16 protein-coding genes and 1 pseudogene are annotated in these 16757 nt (G+C 45.7%); 4 read left to right on the top strand and 13 right to left on the bottom strand.

The genetic code is table 11. The features are described 5' to 3' along the window. Window positions 1–60: 60 nt before the first annotated feature. The 9 genes and pseudogenes from pruA to QUB37_RS16130 all read right to left on the bottom strand — a co-directional run bounded on the left by pruA (window position 61) and on the right by QUB37_RS16130 (window position 9305). A complete protein-coding gene (pruA, locus tag QUB37_RS16090; RefSeq protein ID WP_333163635.1) occupies window positions 61–3036 on the bottom strand; it encodes an L-glutamate gamma-semialdehyde dehydrogenase in 2976 nt (991 codons plus the stop codon). Window positions 3037–3121: 85 nt separating this feature from the next. Beyond that, window positions 3122–4039, bottom strand: coding sequence for a hypothetical protein (locus tag QUB37_RS16095; RefSeq protein WP_333163638.1), 918 nt, complete (start codon window positions 4037–4039; stop codon window positions 3122–3124). 169 nt (window positions 4040–4208) lie between these two features. After that, a complete protein-coding gene (locus tag QUB37_RS16100; RefSeq protein WP_172190526.1) occupies window positions 4209–4553 on the bottom strand; it encodes a DUF5615 family PIN-like protein in 345 nt (114 codons plus the stop codon). A gap of 4 nt (window positions 4554–4557) precedes the next feature. Next, entirely contained in the window at window positions 4558–4884 is a 327-nt protein-coding gene (locus QUB37_RS16105) for a DUF433 domain-containing protein (RefSeq protein WP_333163642.1), read from the bottom strand. A gap of 145 nt (window positions 4885–5029) precedes the next feature. Then, window positions 5030–5299, bottom strand: a complete 270-nt coding sequence (locus QUB37_RS16110) for a FitA-like ribbon-helix-helix domain-containing protein (protein ID WP_333163644.1) — start codon at window positions 5297–5299, stop codon at window positions 5030–5032. A 194-nt stretch (window positions 5300–5493) separates the two neighbouring features. Then, window positions 5494–8151, bottom strand: coding sequence for a protein-arginine deiminase family protein (locus tag QUB37_RS16115; protein ID WP_333163647.1), 2658 nt, complete (start codon window positions 8149–8151; stop codon window positions 5494–5496). Window positions 8152–8252: 101 nt separating this feature from the next. Next, on the bottom strand, window positions 8253–8594 hold the full coding sequence (locus QUB37_RS16120) for a DUF5615 family PIN-like protein (protein WP_333163649.1): 342 nt from the start codon (window positions 8592–8594) through the stop codon (window positions 8253–8255). Between the two features lie 3 nt (window positions 8595–8597). After that, the gene (locus QUB37_RS16125) at window positions 8598–8924 is read right to left on the bottom strand and encodes a DUF433 domain-containing protein (protein ID WP_333163652.1); all 327 of its coding nucleotides are present in this window, start codon (window positions 8922–8924) and stop codon (window positions 8598–8600) included. 53 nt (window positions 8925–8977) lie between these two features. Beyond that, window positions 8978–9305 (bottom strand): annotated as a pseudogene (locus QUB37_RS16130) (DUF433 domain-containing protein). 544 nt (window positions 9306–9849) lie between these two features. Here QUB37_RS16130 and QUB37_RS16135 point away from each other — a divergent pair. After that, on the top strand, window positions 9850–10200 hold the full coding sequence (locus QUB37_RS16135) for a hypothetical protein (RefSeq protein ID WP_333163655.1): 351 nt from the start codon (window positions 9850–9852) through the stop codon (window positions 10198–10200). Window positions 10201–10220: 20 nt separating this feature from the next. Here QUB37_RS16135 and QUB37_RS16140 read toward each other — a convergent pair whose 3' ends face one another. Beyond that, on the bottom strand, window positions 10221–10916 hold the full coding sequence (locus QUB37_RS16140; RefSeq protein WP_333163657.1) for a hypothetical protein: 696 nt from the start codon (window positions 10914–10916) through the stop codon (window positions 10221–10223). Window positions 10917–11177: 261 nt separating this feature from the next. Between QUB37_RS16140 and QUB37_RS16145 the strand changes: the two genes are divergently transcribed. Together QUB37_RS16145 and QUB37_RS16150 are read left to right on the top strand one after the other, a co-directional pair. After that, window positions 11178–11453, top strand: a complete 276-nt coding sequence (locus QUB37_RS16145) for a hypothetical protein (protein WP_333163659.1) — start codon at window positions 11178–11180, stop codon at window positions 11451–11453. Window positions 11454–11757: 304 nt separating this feature from the next. Next, the gene (locus QUB37_RS16150) at window positions 11758–12120 is read left to right on the top strand and encodes a tetratricopeptide repeat protein (RefSeq protein WP_333163661.1); all 363 of its coding nucleotides are present in this window, start codon (window positions 11758–11760) and stop codon (window positions 12118–12120) included. Between the two features lie 210 nt (window positions 12121–12330). Here QUB37_RS16150 and QUB37_RS16155 read toward each other — a convergent pair whose 3' ends face one another. From QUB37_RS16155 to QUB37_RS16165, 3 genes are all read right to left on the bottom strand, one after another. Next, window positions 12331–13743, bottom strand: coding sequence for an NAD(P)(+) transhydrogenase (Re/Si-specific) subunit beta (locus tag QUB37_RS16155; protein WP_333163663.1), 1413 nt, complete (start codon window positions 13741–13743; stop codon window positions 12331–12333). Then, window positions 13740–14033 (bottom strand): NAD(P) transhydrogenase subunit alpha, encoded by a 294-nt coding sequence (locus QUB37_RS16160; RefSeq protein ID WP_106150865.1) that lies wholly within the window; start codon window positions 14031–14033, stop codon window positions 13740–13742. Before QUB37_RS16160 ends, QUB37_RS16155 begins: the two co-directional genes overlap by 4 nt. Before the next feature lie 377 nt (window positions 14034–14410). Next, window positions 14411–15559, bottom strand: a complete 1149-nt coding sequence (locus QUB37_RS16165) for a Re/Si-specific NAD(P)(+) transhydrogenase subunit alpha (RefSeq protein ID WP_333163665.1) — start codon at window positions 15557–15559, stop codon at window positions 14411–14413. 444 nt (window positions 15560–16003) lie between these two features. On the opposite strand from QUB37_RS16165, the gene QUB37_RS16170 reads away from it, so the two are divergent. Beyond that, a complete protein-coding gene (locus QUB37_RS16170) occupies window positions 16004–16516 on the top strand; it encodes a DUF2808 domain-containing protein (protein ID WP_333163667.1) in 513 nt (170 codons plus the stop codon). Window positions 16517–16757 lie beyond the last annotated feature (241 nt).

Raw genomic sequence — 16757 nt, forward strand, 5'->3', positions numbered from 1 at the left:
ACCCTACTAACTTAACAGCCAGAAAAAGGACTTCAGTCCTCACTACAAACAAAGGAATGATTAATCATCTACTCCTTCAATCGGCGCAAAACCTTGCCGCTGAATATTTTCGGTTATGGTGCGGGGTTCGAGGAATTGCAGCAAATAATCCGGGCCCCCCGCTTTAGAACCAACTCCCGAAAGTTTGAATCCTCCGAAGGGCTGCCGCGATACCACAGCGCCGGTAATTCCGCGATTGATGTACAGATTTCCGACTTCAAAATCCGATGCGGCTCGATCGATATGTGAAGGCGTGCGAGAATACAATCCGCCGGTTAAAGCAAAATTCGTACCGTTAGCAATAACAATCGCTTCGCTGAAATTCTTTGCCCGAATCACCGACAAGACCGGGCCGAAAATTTCTTCTTGGGCGATAGTTGCTGTGGGCGATACTTCGGTAACAATGACTGGGCCGACAAAATAGCCGATTTCCGGTGCCGGCATTTCTAAAGCTATTTGAGCTTCGGCGCGGCCTGTTTCGATGTATTCACGGATGCGCGAATGGGCATTTGCATCGATCACAGGGCCGACTTGAGTGCCGGGATTTTCTGCTGGGCCGACATTGAGCGATCGCGTCGCTTCTACCAATCTTGCCACAAAATTATCGTACACCGATTCGACCACAATTACTCGCGAACAAGCAGAACATTTTTGGCCACTGTATCCAAATGCCGAATAAACTACGCCTGCAACTGCTTGGTCTAAATCCGCACTTTCATCGACAATAATTGCATTCTTGCCGCCCATTTCAGCAATTACTCGTTTCAGGTGTTTTTGCCCAGGCTGCAAAATCGCAGCATCGGCATAAATCCGACAGCCAACTTCCTGAGAACCGGTGAAAGTAATCATGTGAACGTCAGGATGTTTCACCATGTAAGCGCCCACTGTTGAACCTTTGCAAGGCACGTATTGAAATACGCCTTTTGGAATTCCGGCTTCTACCAATATTTCAGCTATTTTCGCTGCAATTACTGAGGAAACTTCTGCAGGTTTGAGCAAAGTGCAATTACCTGCAACCAGCGAGGCAACTGTCATGCCGACGGGAATTGCCAGGGGGAAATTCCAAGGCGAAATGATTAAAGAAATGCCGCGCGGCTGATAGGTATAGCGGTTGGTTTCTCCGGCTACGTCGTAATTTTTCCCTTGTTCCAACCGTTCCATTTCATCGGCGTAGTAGCGGCAAAAATCAATAGCTTCTGAAACTTCGGCATCGCATTCTCTGACGGGTTTGCCGACTTCAAACACCATCCAAGCTGACAGTTCGTGCCGCCGCTGTTCCATCAATTCTGCGGCTTTGCGGAGGACGCCGGCGCGCTGTCGGACGGGGGTTTTTCGCCAACCTGTGAAGGCTGCTTTTGCTGCTTCAAGGGCTTGTTTGGCTTGTTCTTCGGAAATCAATCCGATTGTGCCAACTACTTCTGTAGGATTGGAAGGGTTGAGAGAGTTAACTGTTGCTTCAGTATTTTGGTATTCGCCATTGATTAGCGGTAAATAGGTTTTACCTAAGTTGCCGCGCACTGATTTGATGGCTGTTTCTGCTTGTTGCCGCAATTTGGTATTGGCGTAGTCGGTATCGGCAACGTTGGGAAATACTTTGCTGTAAACTAGCTGGTCATTTCCGTTAGCAACGGGCGCGGCTAACAATTGTTCGATCGGCATTTCTTCGGAACTTTGCCGGATGAAAGAACTGTTGGCGGTATTTTCCAGCAAACGGCGGATCAAATAAGCCATTCCCGGCAGCAAATCGCCGTAGGGGCAGTAGACTCGGACGCGATAACCTCGATCGACCAAAAGCTTAGCCAATTTGTCGCCCATGCCATACAGCACTTGCATTTCAAAGCGGCGGCGCGGTATATTGAGAGTCTCGGCAATGGCGATCGCCCTCGCTTGCGATCGTACATTATGACTGCCGATAGCTGCATACAAATATTCGTGATTTTCTAGCAGCAACTGCGTCATCTGCTCGAAATTTGCATCGGTAGCAACTTTGTCATTGTAGACCGGCTGCGGCCAATCTTTCTGCATCGCTTTGATAGTTTCCTGATCCCAGTAAGCGCCTTTTACCAGACGCACTGTTACCGGACTTCCGCGTTTTTTTGCCCAGGAAATCAGGTTTCGCAAATCTTGGGCACTGTCGCGCAAATATGCTTGCAATGTAATTCCAATATCCGTGCGACTGCGAAACTCTTCCTCTAGCAATAAGTCTTTGAGAATGGTCAGAGTTAAACTTTTGTAAGCATACTGTTCCATATCAAAATGAACAGCAGCGCCCAACTCCTTGGCGCGGCGCAGTAACAGGCGAATTCTCTCGCTTACTTTCTCCTCGCTACCTTTAGCATCCAACGGGTCAAACTGAGAATAAAAAGCCGTTAACTTTACCGATACTTGCACTCGCGGCAGAGTTTCGCCGTCTGCTTTGTCAATTGCATCTACCTGCGGCCAATTCTTGGCTGCCTTAGCCAGTTCCTCCATCAATTCCAAATAGCGGTTAAGATAAATTTGCGCCTCAGTTTCAGTAATGACAGCTTCCCCCAAAAGGTCAACTGTAAAACCCATTTTATCTTTGCGAAGTCGCTCTAAGGTTTTAATTACCTGCTTGATATTTTCCCCAGAAATATACTTGTGCGCCAAAGTTTCCACAGCAGGCGCAACCGTCGTCGCTGCCAATTGTCCAGGAATCGAATCAGCGTTAGTAAAATTGAGCAATTTTTTCAAAGCTTCGGGCAATTCTACCTCTTGGGCCGTCAGGTATTCTTGCAGGTGGCGGGCAATTTCCGGCTTGCTGCGGAGGGCCGGCAAACAGTCAATAAATCGAAACAATTGCACCCGCAGTCCGGGGCTAGCCATCGCCCAATCCATGAGTTTGTCGTCCCAGCGCATTTGGTCTTGGAGTTGACCGAAAAAAGAGCGCTTTTTGTCTTGAGTTGCCTTCAGGATTTCTTTGGCAATTTCTTGAGTTTTTGCTTCGTAGATGCTGGGAGATATTTGTGCAACCATTGGTAATTAGTAATGTGTAATTTTTTATTGGCAACCAGGGCGGGTTTATGTATTGTGTAACTACCCCCTGATACAATTATAGTTGCTATTTAACTTCAATTTTCACTTGGTAGTTTGCTTGGCGATCGCCTGAAATTTCAATAGTATAATCGCCGCTACTGGCTAATTGACCTTGCCACTGACCTGTACTATCAGCAGTACCTAAACTTTCACCGTTAGGAGCAATAATTGCGGCGCTAACTTGACCTTCTTGAACCTTTATTGTCATGCTTTGGCCGCTATTGCACTCCAGTAAGTAGCGCCTGGATATGTTGGCTCGCAAACTATTGCTCAGAGTAGTTCCCGTAGCACCGGCTTGAAAGTAAACTCGCTCGGTTACAGGGGTTTCAACTGCAGCGGGAGTTGGAGAAGGAGAAGGCAAAGGAGAAGGCAACGGCGAAGCAAGTTGCGGAACGCCAGACACAGAGGGTATTTGAGTGGGGCTGGGCGACGGAGGGATGCTGGCGGGCAGTCCTCTTCCAGGTGCTGGGGGAAGTCCGGGCCGACGGTTGGCGGGCGCTGTTGCGACAGGGGGAGGGCTTTCGGGAAGGGGTACGTCAGCGGGTAGTTTGATTTGAAGGTTCACTCTTTCCTGATACATTCTCCACGCTAGCAAACTGCCGAGACTGAGGACGGAACCGACTAACATTCCGCTGAGAAAAACTGCTAAGATTTGCCAGGAGCGAGCTGGTTTGGGATCGGGGTTGACATTTGGAATTGTTGGAGGCGGATAACTTGCAAGTTGAGTTGTTTCCGGCGCGATATCGGCTGCCATTGGAATTGTTTCGGCTTCGTCGATTGGCGCTGAAATATCTTCGGGCGCGGCAATTTCTGCGGGAGTTTCTACTGATGCTGAAGGTGCATCGGCACTGGCAATTTCACTGCGATCGAACTCATCGCTAGCAGTGGAAATTGTTTCCGGTTGCTGAGTCAAAATTTGTTTTTTTTCCTGTTCGTCGCTCATGGGGCTAAAATTATTTTACAAAGACCGCTTTTAGACATTTTACGTTACTGGTGCGATCGCCTGCACAGCATCCATACGGCACGGCTATTGACAAAATGCCGTCCGTGTCTATCTAGAAATCTATCTGCTGGGGCGATCGCAATTTACCAATTTTTTAAATCTCTGTTACTTATTGAGATGGACGATTGACTCTAACCAGCATTCCTCTCAATGTTTCCACATTAGAAATAGCCTCCGAAATACGTGTAGCCATCCTCTGTCTGTCCTGCTGATCGTCTTTGCAGACAATGATACCAGCATGATTAGGTTGTGAAGCGTGCAGCCGAATAAAATCGATTCGATTGAGTGTTAAAACTGCCCGTTCCTTTGTGACAGCAAAAGCCAGAACATCTTCATCAGGAATGCCCAGATTTGCATTACTTGCTTCTTGTACAGTAAGCACATCGTGACCGAGAGCGCGAAGTAATTCAACTACTACCCGAGGGAATTGTTCATCTGCATACAAACCTGCCATGATATTAGTCTATATTGTTCAACTTAATTACTGCTTCAATCTCGTCAGGAAATGCTTCAGCATAAGCCCAGGCATTTTTCAAGTCGCTAGCACTAAGATGCGGATAATCTTCTAAAAGTTGAGCATCAGTTGCACCTAATCGACGAGACTCTACCAATCCCCAAACAGAAATTCTAGTCCCTGCAATCCTGGCATTACCGCCGACTACACCGGGAGTTTTTTCAATTCCCTGCCAGGTGTTGGCTAAACTTTGAGCTAATATCTGTATTGCTTGAGCTTTCTCGGGCGGAGTCAGGGAAAGCAGTTGCGGTTCTAATTCTTTTAGTGTCATAGTTAATCAGGGGTTTGACTGCTGAGAATGTCGTATCTATATTATAGCGATCGAGCTTTTTACTGGTAAAAATAAACCACCAGACAAGAAAATGGTACTTTTGTGGAACAGGCATCTTGCCTGTTCATAAAAATGGTGCAAGATATTATTTGTCGCGATCCTCTCTAATTAAAGCGGTACTATCTAGTATCATCCCCATATTCGCCGGACGAGACTCGCGACGACGGCTGATTTCTGCCAATAGTTCTGTTACAGACTTTTTACCTTTTCCTGAGAGGGGTTTTGTCTCTGTTGACAACTCGGCTTCTAAAATGGCGATCGCAAACGCGCTAATCGAGCAGTTTTGAGCATCGGCTAACTCTTGCAGCCTCGTATACAATTCCTCTGGTATGTTTTCTATTTGCAGGGTAGCCATATCTTAAACTCCTAGCATATTTTTCCTAAATATTAGCAGAGGAAGGCGGGTTTAGGAGGTATATTGAGATTTACTGTTGGGTGGGGGCGGGTTTACGAGATTGTTCGTTACAGGCGAGTATTGTTGGTGAAACCGCCCCTACAAATTCCTGATTCACGATTCCCCATTCCCGATTCCCGATTCCCGATTCCCAATTAGTAATTATTAGGCAAAGACTGCCAAAAAGGCTGGTCTTCTGGCTTCCTCACAGTATTCGTCGCCGACTGCACGTTTCCTTTCAATTCTTGATAATACCTATCATCCAGAAAACTAACGCTGACGCCAGCAGGAAGCAGCAGTTGGCGCAATCTTTCCTGAGTGTAATCTACACCCTCAATCATTGGCCCGCGCGGATTTGAAACTAACAACTTGCCGTTAACTGGCACCGAATTGACCATATTCGGCCACCAAGCATAACCGCTGTAGCCAAACATCACCGGAACTTGAATAATTTGGTCGTCTCCGAGTAAAAACTCTCTTTTCAACTTCTCTATAATCGGATTAAGTTTCTGATTTTGCAAATAGAGATTGTGTTGAATTAAAGCACGGTTTTTCAAGGCGGCGCTAACAGTTGTTTGAGTGCTCAAACCACGATTAATCGTCACATCGCCGTAACCTCTTCCCTCCAATTCTTCCAACAGCTTAACTCCAGCTTCGGGACTGGCGATCGCCATTACATATTGTCCGGGAGTTTGAGTGGGAATAAAATTGATAATTTCATCGACTTGGCGAGTCAAAAGCCAAGAAGTATCAATATCCACTGGTGGCCCTTGAATTCTCTGAGCTTGAATAAAATCAAGTACCTCTGGATTAAAACTAGAATTTCCCGAATTACCGTAATAAACTCGACCCATTGCGTGTCCGGGAATCGGCGGTGTCACCTGCAAGTTGCCGTATCCGTCAGACCACTGACTTACAGGGTCTAAAGAACGAGGATTGCCAATTTTAACTACTTTCAGATCCCGGTCTTGAGTTGATTTAACAGGCGGGTTTTTCTCTGGCTCACTATTGCTTTTTAGGGCTACATTAAACTGGCGTATCTCCGATTCTTCGGGGAGTTGAACGAATCCGTTTTTCTGGGTATCTTGCATCCAAGTGCGATCGCCCTGGAGAATTTTTACTTTGGCGCCCGTGGGTTCTACTGCTTGTTTTAGTTGCGAGATAAATTCGCTGTTTACCGCGCCTCTGTCGCTGACCTGAACTTCGGTTACTGGTGCTGTATTGGGCGCTATCATCCAAGGACTAACGCCCATTTGGATTGTTGTGGAGGCGATTTCTTGGCCGTTGTTTTGGGCAGTTGCTTTGAGATTTACAGTGCCGTTCCAATTGCGATCGGCAAATTGTTTGGCTTCCACACCTAAAACAATATTCGTGCTAAAAACTAGAGGTTTAGCACCGGATATATCTACAGGTTGCCAGCCCTCGCCAGTTTTCTGAAAAACGCTGATGTGAGGGCTGGCTATGCTGTCAGCCGTGATAAATAACTGAGAGGTTTTGAAGTTTTCAGATAGTGTTAAGTTAACTTGAGAAAGCATTGCTGCACGGCGGGGAACCATAACTTTGGTTTGTTTCCAAGTCGGTATCTTGCCGCGATCGTTATTGCGATCGTTAAATAAAATTAGCGCGCCCTTAGACAAAGACCATTGTTCTTTTCCAGCTTCGTCTTGCTCGTTAATTTGGCCATCTCTGTTAGTATCTCCCGCAAAGAAAAAGTTCGGCGGCGACGCGGCGGGTGTAACTGGGGTCAGAGTTGGTGTTGCAGTTGATTCAGGAGTTGGTTGAGTAGTTGCTTGCTGATTTCTCTCTAATTCTTGTCTTTCAAGTTCTTGTCTGGCTAATTCTTGTCGGGCTAATTCTTGCCTTTCAAGTTCTTGTCTGGCTAACTCTTGCCTTTCAAGTTCTTGTCTTTCAACTTCTTTACGAGCTAATTCTTGCCTTTCAAGTTCTTTCCTAGCTAACTCTTGCCTTTGGAATTCTTGCCTTTCTAGTTCTTTTCTGGCTAATTCTTGCTTTTCAAACTCTTGCCTTTCAAGCTCTTTTCTGGCTGATTCTTGCCTTTCAACTTCTTTGCGAACCAATTCTTGCCTTTGGAATTCTTGCCTTTCTAGTTCTTTTCTAGCCAGGTCTTTTTTCTCTTGCTCTTTTCTCTCTATTTCTCGACGAGCAAATTCTTTTTTCTCTTGCTCTTTGCGAGCTCGCTCTCTTATCTCTTCTTCCTCGGCTCTAATTTTCTCAACAGAACGTGCAACTTGCATTTCATAGGTAGCGACACTGAGGTTTCCTTGATATTCGATGGTTTTGTCGATCGCCCCATCGGCCAAAAAAGAATCGTGAGGAATGAGTCGCAGCGTATTGATAGCCAACTGCCACAGCCGCTGGGACTCTTCCCAAGTAGCAGAAGAATGATTAGAAGTGCGTCCAATTTCGACTGCTTTGGCGGCTAATTTAGCAGCATCGTCCCAATTATATTTGGCTCTTTCTTCTATTTGAATTTGACTTTGAACGCTTTGGAGTTGCTGCGTCAGAGTTTGAGATTGTTGACGGTGGATTGCTGATTGCCAAAGTTCTGCGGGAAACGGGGCGCTGTCGGAAGTTTTGGCAAGGTTATCTAATTGTACTTTCAGCCGATCGCGCAATTTGTAGAGTTCGGAAAGGGATTGCGGATTTTCGCCCTCTGACGGTCGCCCGGAGAGTGCGAGTTGGTAGTTTAGGGAAGGTTGAGCCACTGTTGTGGGGACTGCAACCCAAATAATACCGATGACGACACCGAAACCATTGACGATCGCGATCGCAATATATCGAACCCAGCGCATATAGTTTATCCTCAGACACGCCAATAATTTTACCTAATCTTGGGAGCAATGGGGGATTTATTTATAAGATTTGTAGGATGGTTTGGGGGATCTACTTTTTTTTATGTCGAAGGACGGTTAACTCGAATCAATTTACCGTTCAAAGTATCGATCGCAGAAATAGCCTCATTAATTCGGGTCGCCTGTCTTTCCCAGTTGCTATCTTGAGTACAAATGATAATACCAGCATGGTTGGGTTGTGAGCGATGCAGTCGAATGAAATCCCCTCGATTGAGAGTCAAAACTGCTCGCTCATTACTCACTGCAAAAGCCAATACATCCTCATCAGGAATTCCTAATCCTGCGTTTCCGGCTTCTTGAACTGTTAATACATCGTGACCTAAAGGTCGAAGAAACTCAACTACTGGCAACGGATACTGTTCGTCTGCATAAAGTCGCGCCATGTTTTAGGCTTCCTCATTTTCTCTAATTGCTTGTTCAATTTCTTCTGGGTAAGCATCAGCATAAGCCCAAGCATTGACTAAATCAGCCGCAGTCAAATGGGGATAGCACTTAAAAAGTTCCGCATCGCTGCATCCGAGACGGCGATAACCCACCAGTACCCAAACTTGTATGCGAGTATTGCCGACACAGGCATCCCCTCCACAGACACCGGGAGTCTTTTTAATGCCTAAAGAACCGTTGGTTAAATTTTGAGTTAGGATGCTGATTAGTTTAGCTTTATCAGCGAGACTTAAGGTTAAGACTTGAGTTTCTAATTCTTGTATAGTCATAAGTGCGATCACCGGAATATCTTATCTAGATTATAGCAAATTCGCGCCATGTTTTAGGCTTCCCCGTTTCTAGCGATCGCTGCTTCAATTTCCTCTGAATGTGCCTCAGCATAAGCCCAAGCATTCGCCAAATATGCTGCACTCAAATGAGGAAAGTCTTGCAAAATCCGCACATCACTTGCACCCAGAATGCGATAATTTACCAGCAACCAAATAGGTATGCGAGTCTTGGCAATTCTAGCATCGCCACCACACACCCCCGGAGTTTTTTTCGATTCCTTGCCAAGTATTGCTTAAACTTTGAACTAATAGCTGTATTGCCTGAGTTTTTTCACCAAGAGTTAAGGCAAATAGTTGTTTTTCTAATTTTTTTAGTGTGATTGTTGGCTATCTAATTAAGATTGAATAACATCCGGGTTATAGTACACCGCAGTGCCCTGTCCCTACAAACAATTTGGGTAGGGATACGGCAGTGCCGTATCCTGACAAATATCTACAATTAACCAACAGAATTTGAATGCAATCTATTAGCTAGATTATAGCGATTGAATCAGCGCGATCGCCCGCCCTCGGCGCTGCCAAATTCTGGCAATACTGATTCCCCACCTATAGCTGCAATTGAAAAAATGGTAGAATTTTATTAATGCGCGATCGAGAAAATCATACACCGCTATTGTAGAAATTATTCGCAGGAATTACGCACTCAGACTAAATAAACCGCGTTTTTTAGATAATCTGTAGCTGTGTACGAGGTATTTCGCAAAAAACCCGGTTTCTGACCGCGCACTCAGACCAAATAAACCGGGTTTTTCAGGGAATTTGTGGCTGTATACGAAGTATTTTCGCAAAAAACCCGGTTTATGCCTTCACACGAGTCAGCCTTATATTCATTTAGTCGCTTTCTCCATAAATGGAAGTAAAAATCGTGAAATCGCCCTGTTATTTCTTAATTTTTATCCTTATTGGATTATCCTTAACAAGCTGCGAACAGGCGAAGTCATTTCAAGAAATAGATCGCACATTTAAAAAGAGTAATGCGATCGAACAACACAATTTTAACTTGCAAGCGGACGATCGCACGATCGATCGAACTAACAACATCCAAGGAAGTCCGGTGAGTGGGAAGTTCGAGCGAACTACCAACTCACCGGAAGAAAGTGCGATCGTGTTAGGAATTTTCGGGTTTTGTTTGATGTGTTATTTATTAGTTTTGAAGTTTCGCGGGAGGGAAGAAGCTAACAAGATGCTGAGAAGAATCCGAAGAAGAGTGAAGTGAGGATAGATACTTGCTAAACCTCATTTTTTCTTAGTGCGGTTGCGTTTTCTCGATTCAGCCGCCGTATTTTTTGCTTTTTTTTGTTTTTCTTTACTTGCTTTAGATTCATTGACAGCACTACCACTTATCGGTTGGCTGGAAAATCCCGATGTCTCGGAGTTTTTAGCTGCAAGTAGAGGAGCAATGCTAGCATTATATATCTCCTGAAATTGTGTTAGACCTTCCCCCGTACTCATATCAAACCCTGCTTGATGACCGAGCGTTACAAAGGATTTGGCAAATCCAAATTTAGAGGAATCTTCCATAATATCCTTAAATTCCGGCTCGATATCCCGCAGGTATTTGATAATTGAAGTGGCATTTCGCAGTTTAAATTCTCGCTTCAAAAATTGCCAGAACGCCAATAATTCCGGGATAGCATTTTCACCTTCTTCCGGCGAAAGCAAACTCACTTTCCTGGGAAACAACTCTTCGACTACAGTTGCCACATCTTCCACTTTCATTCGAGGCAGCGTAAAACCTTCATAGCCAAAACCGTAATAAATGAACTGCGAGATCCAAAATCCAACGTCTGGATAAGTTTTACAGTATTCTTCTCCTTCGGGAGAATTGACAAATAGCTCGATTAGCGTTTCCTGATAATCTTCCAGGAGTGGTTCTGCTTCGTCATAATCTAGGTCATTTAGTTGGCGGATGTTAAAAGGTTGATCTGACATAGTTGAAAATTTTTTAATTGAATTGACTTTAGCTCTAAGGTTAGTACAATTTTTGCCGTTCTATTAATTCTTTAGGATTTCATTATATTTAAAAATTCTCCGATCGCAGGTATATTTGACTAGCACCGATCGCCCGTGACTATTTAAACCAAGCTAGCATTGTATAGGGCGATCGCCCGTCTCCACCGAACAGCGAAAGATGTGATATAATCTCAAGTAAAACTATAATTGTTTGAGCTTGGCAGCCCGCCACTTCAAATTATGAAGTCAAGACAACAGTACGAATACATCCACTGCGGCAAAACTCCAGAAGCCATAGCTCAAAAATTTCGGACACTAACTATGGCTCAAGTTGATGCTACGATTTTGTACTATCTGGAAAATCAAGAAACTGTAGGTAAATATGTAGGAGATTGGTTAGAATATTGCCTCAAATCTGAAGCTGAATACGATCGCAATCCATCACCATTTGTCTTAAAAATGCGTAATATAAAAGAGCAAAATAAGAAATCTCAACAATTAGAGCGAATTTATTAGTTATTTTTATTTGATGCTATTATAATATTAACTAAAAGTTGTAATAAATCGCCTTTTGTTACCATGCAACCCGATAACACTGATAGCAGTGAATCTACCAGCTATCCGCCATGCAAAAGATGCGAATATAGTGGAGAATTCTTGTCTCCCGATCCTACGAGTAACTTTAAAATTTGTGCTTATAAATGCAAGGGTTACGCAGCTTTAGCAACATTCCCTTGGCCCAAAGATCGTCCCTGTCCTCAATCTTTTGACGAAAACTTTCCAGGGCCGTAAAAGTTCACATAAAAAACGGAGAACCAAAATGTCAGACTTAGAAAAAGGTCTAGCGGCTTTTAATAACGAAGATTATACCCAAGCCTTTACCTTGTTAAAACCACTAGCAGAAGAGGGCAATGCTGAATCTCAGTGCATCATTGCGAGTATGTATCATTTAGGATTAGGTGGAGAAAAGATGATATTAGAAGCAATTAAATGGTACATCAAATCCGCTGAGCAAGGCTATGGTGTTGCCTCAAACAACTTAGCAGGAATTTATCTTTGCGGTGCTGATGGTGTAGCAGCCGATCGCACTGAAGCAGAAAAATGGTTTCAAAAAGCCAGAGAACAAGGATTTTCACACACACCCATCTCCAGTGGATATTTAAACCAAGCTAGCATTGCATAATATCAAGTCCGCTGGCATCCTTCTAGCATGGAGGGGGCGGGTTTACGAAATTATTAATTTTAGTCAATTATTGTTTGTAAAACCCGCCCCTACAACATTGCAAATCAACCAGACACAATCTCAAACAAACCCAAAACAAAAACCCGGTTTATCCAAGAAACCGGGTTTAATCATCAGCGTTAATCCGCGTTCATCTGCGGTTGCAAAATCCTACAACTGCTTCACCTCAGAAACCAATTTGGCAACCACATCCTTAGCGCTACCAAACAACATCATCGTCTTATCCTTGTAGAACAACTCATTATCTACACCGGAAAAACCAGCACTCATCCCGCGCTTAATCACGATCGTATGCTTAGCCTTATCAACCTCCAAAATCGGCATCCCATAAATCGGGCTCGCCGTATCGTGACGCGCCGCCGGATTCACCACATCATTCGCACCAATCACCAACGCCACATCCGTTTCTTCAAACTGCGGATTGATATCGTCCATATCGTACAACTGCGGATAAGGCACGTTTGCTTCCGCCAACAGCACATTCATGTGCCCCGGCATCCGCCCAGCCACCGGGTGAATTGCGTATTTCACGTCAACACCCATTTTTTCCAAACCGTCGGCTAACTCGCGCACGGCGTGCTGTGCTTGCGCTACAGCCATCCCGTAACCCGGAATAATTACAACCGATCGCGCATAACCCAACATCATCGCACTTTCTTCGAGATTGATGCTGCGAACAGTTTTGTCAGTGGCACCACCAGCAGCCCCAGCAGCAGCCCCAGCACTACCGCCACCGCTACCAAAGGCGCTAAACAGTACACTACCCAAGGATCGATTCATCGCCTTGCACATGATTTGCGTCAAAATAATCCCCGACGCGCCCACCAATGCACCAGCGATAATCAGCATATTGTTCATCAAAATGAACCCCGCCACACTCGCGGCAATCCCCGAATAAGAGTTAAGCAGCGACACCACCACCGGCATATCGCCACCGCCAATCGGGAGCACAAACATGATTCCCAAAATATTGGAAATCGCCACCAAAGCCAGGAATACCGGCACATTTTCGGGATTCGTCAGCATATAACCGCTGCCGGCTAAAAGTGCGATCGCCAGCATGGCATTAAACGGCTGTTGCAGCGGAAACGTCATAGGCGCACCCGGCAGCAATTCTTGCAGCTTCGCAAACGCCACAAGGCTACCAGTGAAAGTAATCCCGCCAATGAGCACACCCAAAAGGATCGTGATTGTCGCGTCTGGAGTTGGCGATTCCGGGATGCTGAGATAGCGCCAGAATTCGCCCACAGCAACGAGTGCAGAAGCCGCGCCCCCAAAACCGTTAAGCAAACCCACCATCTGTGGCATATCCGTCATCGCGACGGTTTTCGCCATAATTGTTCCCAAAATGGAACCGATGATTATTCCGACAGCAATCAATTCGTAGCTGATGACTTGCTTTTCCAGCAACGTACCGACGATCGCAATTAACATCCCGATCGCAGCTAACACATTCCCTTGACGCGCGGTTGCAGGGGAACCCAACTGTTTCAAACCGATAATAAACAAAGATGCGGCAACTAAATAACCTAGTTGAATGCCACTGGGCAGAAAATCGCTCACGCTTTAACCTCTTTTTTCTTGAACATTTGCAGCATTCGATCGGTTACTAAGAAACCGGCGACTACGTTAATTGTGGCCAGGGCGATCGCGATCGTCCCCAAAATCGAAGTAACAGTTACATTACCTTGGCCAGAAATCAGAATTGCACCTAAAACCGCAATTCCAGAAATCGCATTCGATCCCGACATCAAAGGTGTGTGCAGCGTCGGCGGGACTTTATTAATTACTTCAAATCCCACAAACGACGCTAGAGTAAACACCACTAAACCTGCAATCAATCCTTCTGCCATGACAATTGGTAATTGGTAATTGGTTATTGGTGTGAAATTAACGCTAAAGTCCTTTATATCTCTCGTTTGTTGCCGAGTCTCGATCCCCCTAAATCCCCCTTAATAAGGGGGACTTTGAATACTTCTTGTTCCCCCCTTCTTAAGGGGGGCTAGGGGGGATCTTGCCCTAGTCACCAAACAACATTCTGTGACTGCGTTTGACCTGTTTGTTGACACCAAGGGGTAATTGGTAATGACTCGTTAAGATCCCCGATGCTCTTAACGCATTCATCGGAGGCAGAGCCTTCGATATAGACTGGAGGCCGAGCCTCCTGGAGTACATTACAATGCAGAGCATTGTAACGAGAGAAAAGACTAAAGTCCTTACTACAAACCTGTTAACTGACTGCTGAAGCCTCAGCAGCCAAAGCATCCCGAACTCGCTGGTTGCTAATTTCGCCATCGCGGGCGACGCAAGCACCAGCAATGATATCGTCTTCAAAATTCAAATTGAGTTCCTTATCTTTCAGCATCAACTGAACTAAAGCCGAGATATTCTTCGAGTAAGTTTCGCTAGCGTGGACAGGCATAGACGAGGGCACATTAATCGGGCCGATGACATTAACGCCGTTCCATTCAACATCTTTCCCCGCTTCCGTGCATTCGCAATTGCCGCCTTGTTCGCCCGCGAGGTCAACAATTACCGATCCGGGCTTCATTTGAGAAACCATTTCTCTAGTAACTAAAATAGGTGCTTTTCTGCCGGGAACTTGAGCGGTTGTAATAACTGCATCGGAAGCGCTGACGTGTTGGGTGAGCACTTGGCGGGTGTATTCTTTGGCTGCTTCTGATAGTTCTTTTGCATAGCCTCCGGCGGCGACGGTTTCTTCCTTGAGTTCGACATCAAGGAATTTAGCGCCCAAACTTTGCACTTGTTCTTTTGTTTCCGGGCGGATGTCGAAGGCTTCGACTACCGCACCCAAACGGCGCGCAGTGGCGATCGCCTGCAAGCCCGCAACGCCCACACCCATTACCAATATTTTCGCGGGGCGAATCGTACCCGCCGCCGTTGTCAGCATCGGAAAATATTTCGGCAAAGCGGAGGCTGCAATCAATACCGCTTTGTAACCGGCGACGTTACCCTGAGATGACAGCGCATCCATGCTTTGAGCGCGGCTGGTGCGCGGGATCATTTCCATGCTGAATGCCGTTACTTTGCGATCGGCTAAACGCTGCACTAAAGCAGGATCTCCCAGAGGATTCAAAAATCCGATGAAAACGCCTCCTTCCCGGAGTTGATGAACTTCTGATTCTTGCAGGGCCCCGATTTTGACGACGAGATCGGCTTCGCCCCACAGCCTAGCGGTATCGGCGACAACCTGAGCTCCCGCTTCTTCGTAAGCAAGATCCGAGAAAAAGGATTGTGCGCCGGCACCGGCCTCAACCCAAACTTCGACGCCCTGTTTGACTAATCGGGCTACAGCGTCGGGTACTAAAGCCACCCGGCGTTCCCCTGCTGCTATTTCTTTTGCGATCGCTAATTTCATGAACTCTCCTTATTTAAGCCTTCCCAGGGCGGTTGAAGCCGCGCCTACACAGACAAAACCTGCCTCCGCAGGTTTCTTGAGGTGCGATTTTTAATCGCCCCATGCCTTGCTTTACATTGAAGCAGCCGTTGCCCTAAACTTCTCTCGTTGATACTAAAGCCGATCGCCCAAATTCGACCCGTATCTTTAACTTATCTTATACATTCAAATTCGCTAAATGGTTAAGTTTGCCACCGATTATGATATAATTTTATGTCGCCTAATTCTGTAGTTTGAATGTCTGTTATCAGTATTACGCAAAAATTACGCAAAAAAAAGTGACCTCAGCCGGCGATCGCTCGCCCCCATCAAATTGCTGAGACGTGCGATATATTGTAGCCACGATCGCAAATTTCGGGCGAGCAATATTTAAGGTTCACCAAGAGTTTAATTAGAGGAGTTGTTATGCGACGATTATTTTCAGCACTAGCGGTTACAGGTTGCTTGGTGGCTGGATTACCCGCCATCAGTTTAGCCCAGTCCATGCCAGGATTCACGATTTTCGGCGGCCCCGAACGCGCCAACCAATTAAACTATCGCTTAGATTACGGCAAAGCGGGGATGAGCGGCGATAGATATCGGCTGCGAATTCCTTCCAAAAAAGTAAGTTTGGCGATCGCCCAACTGAACATATCCTATCCAGACTACTACAAAGGCGAATTCGACCCAAAAGACATTAAAGTGCGCGTCAAAGACAAAACAATAGAATTGCAAGAAGTAATCTGGGACAAAGAAAATCGATTCATAGAAATTTACCCCACAGAACCAATTCCTGCAGGAAACAATGTTGAGGTTGTACTCTCCAACGTCCAAAACCCATCTCCCGGCGGAATGTACCATTTCAACGTCCGCATCCGCACTCCTGGGGACGTTCCCTTGCTGCGTTATCTCGGTACTTGGCTGTTGAGCATTAATTGAGGGAAAAATTTGGGGAAGGAATTTCTCGTTATTCAAGCGATCGCCACAGTTAAATTTAACTGTGGCGATCGTTTTCCTGCGAGCAAAAATTTAACAATACTCAAATCCTGGTTTTCGGGAGTTGTGAAAATAGAACCTCCGGCTCATATCGCAATTCTCAATGATTCGTAATAATGAGTCTAGGGGCAGTCCCCCGATGGTTGCCCTTCGCTAATTAGGGGTAGGCTTAGGGGCGCTACCC

This window comes from Microcoleus sp. AT3-A2, from assembly GCF_036705685.1.
Lineage (GTDB): Bacteria > Cyanobacteriota > Cyanobacteriia > Cyanobacteriales > Microcoleaceae > Microcoleus.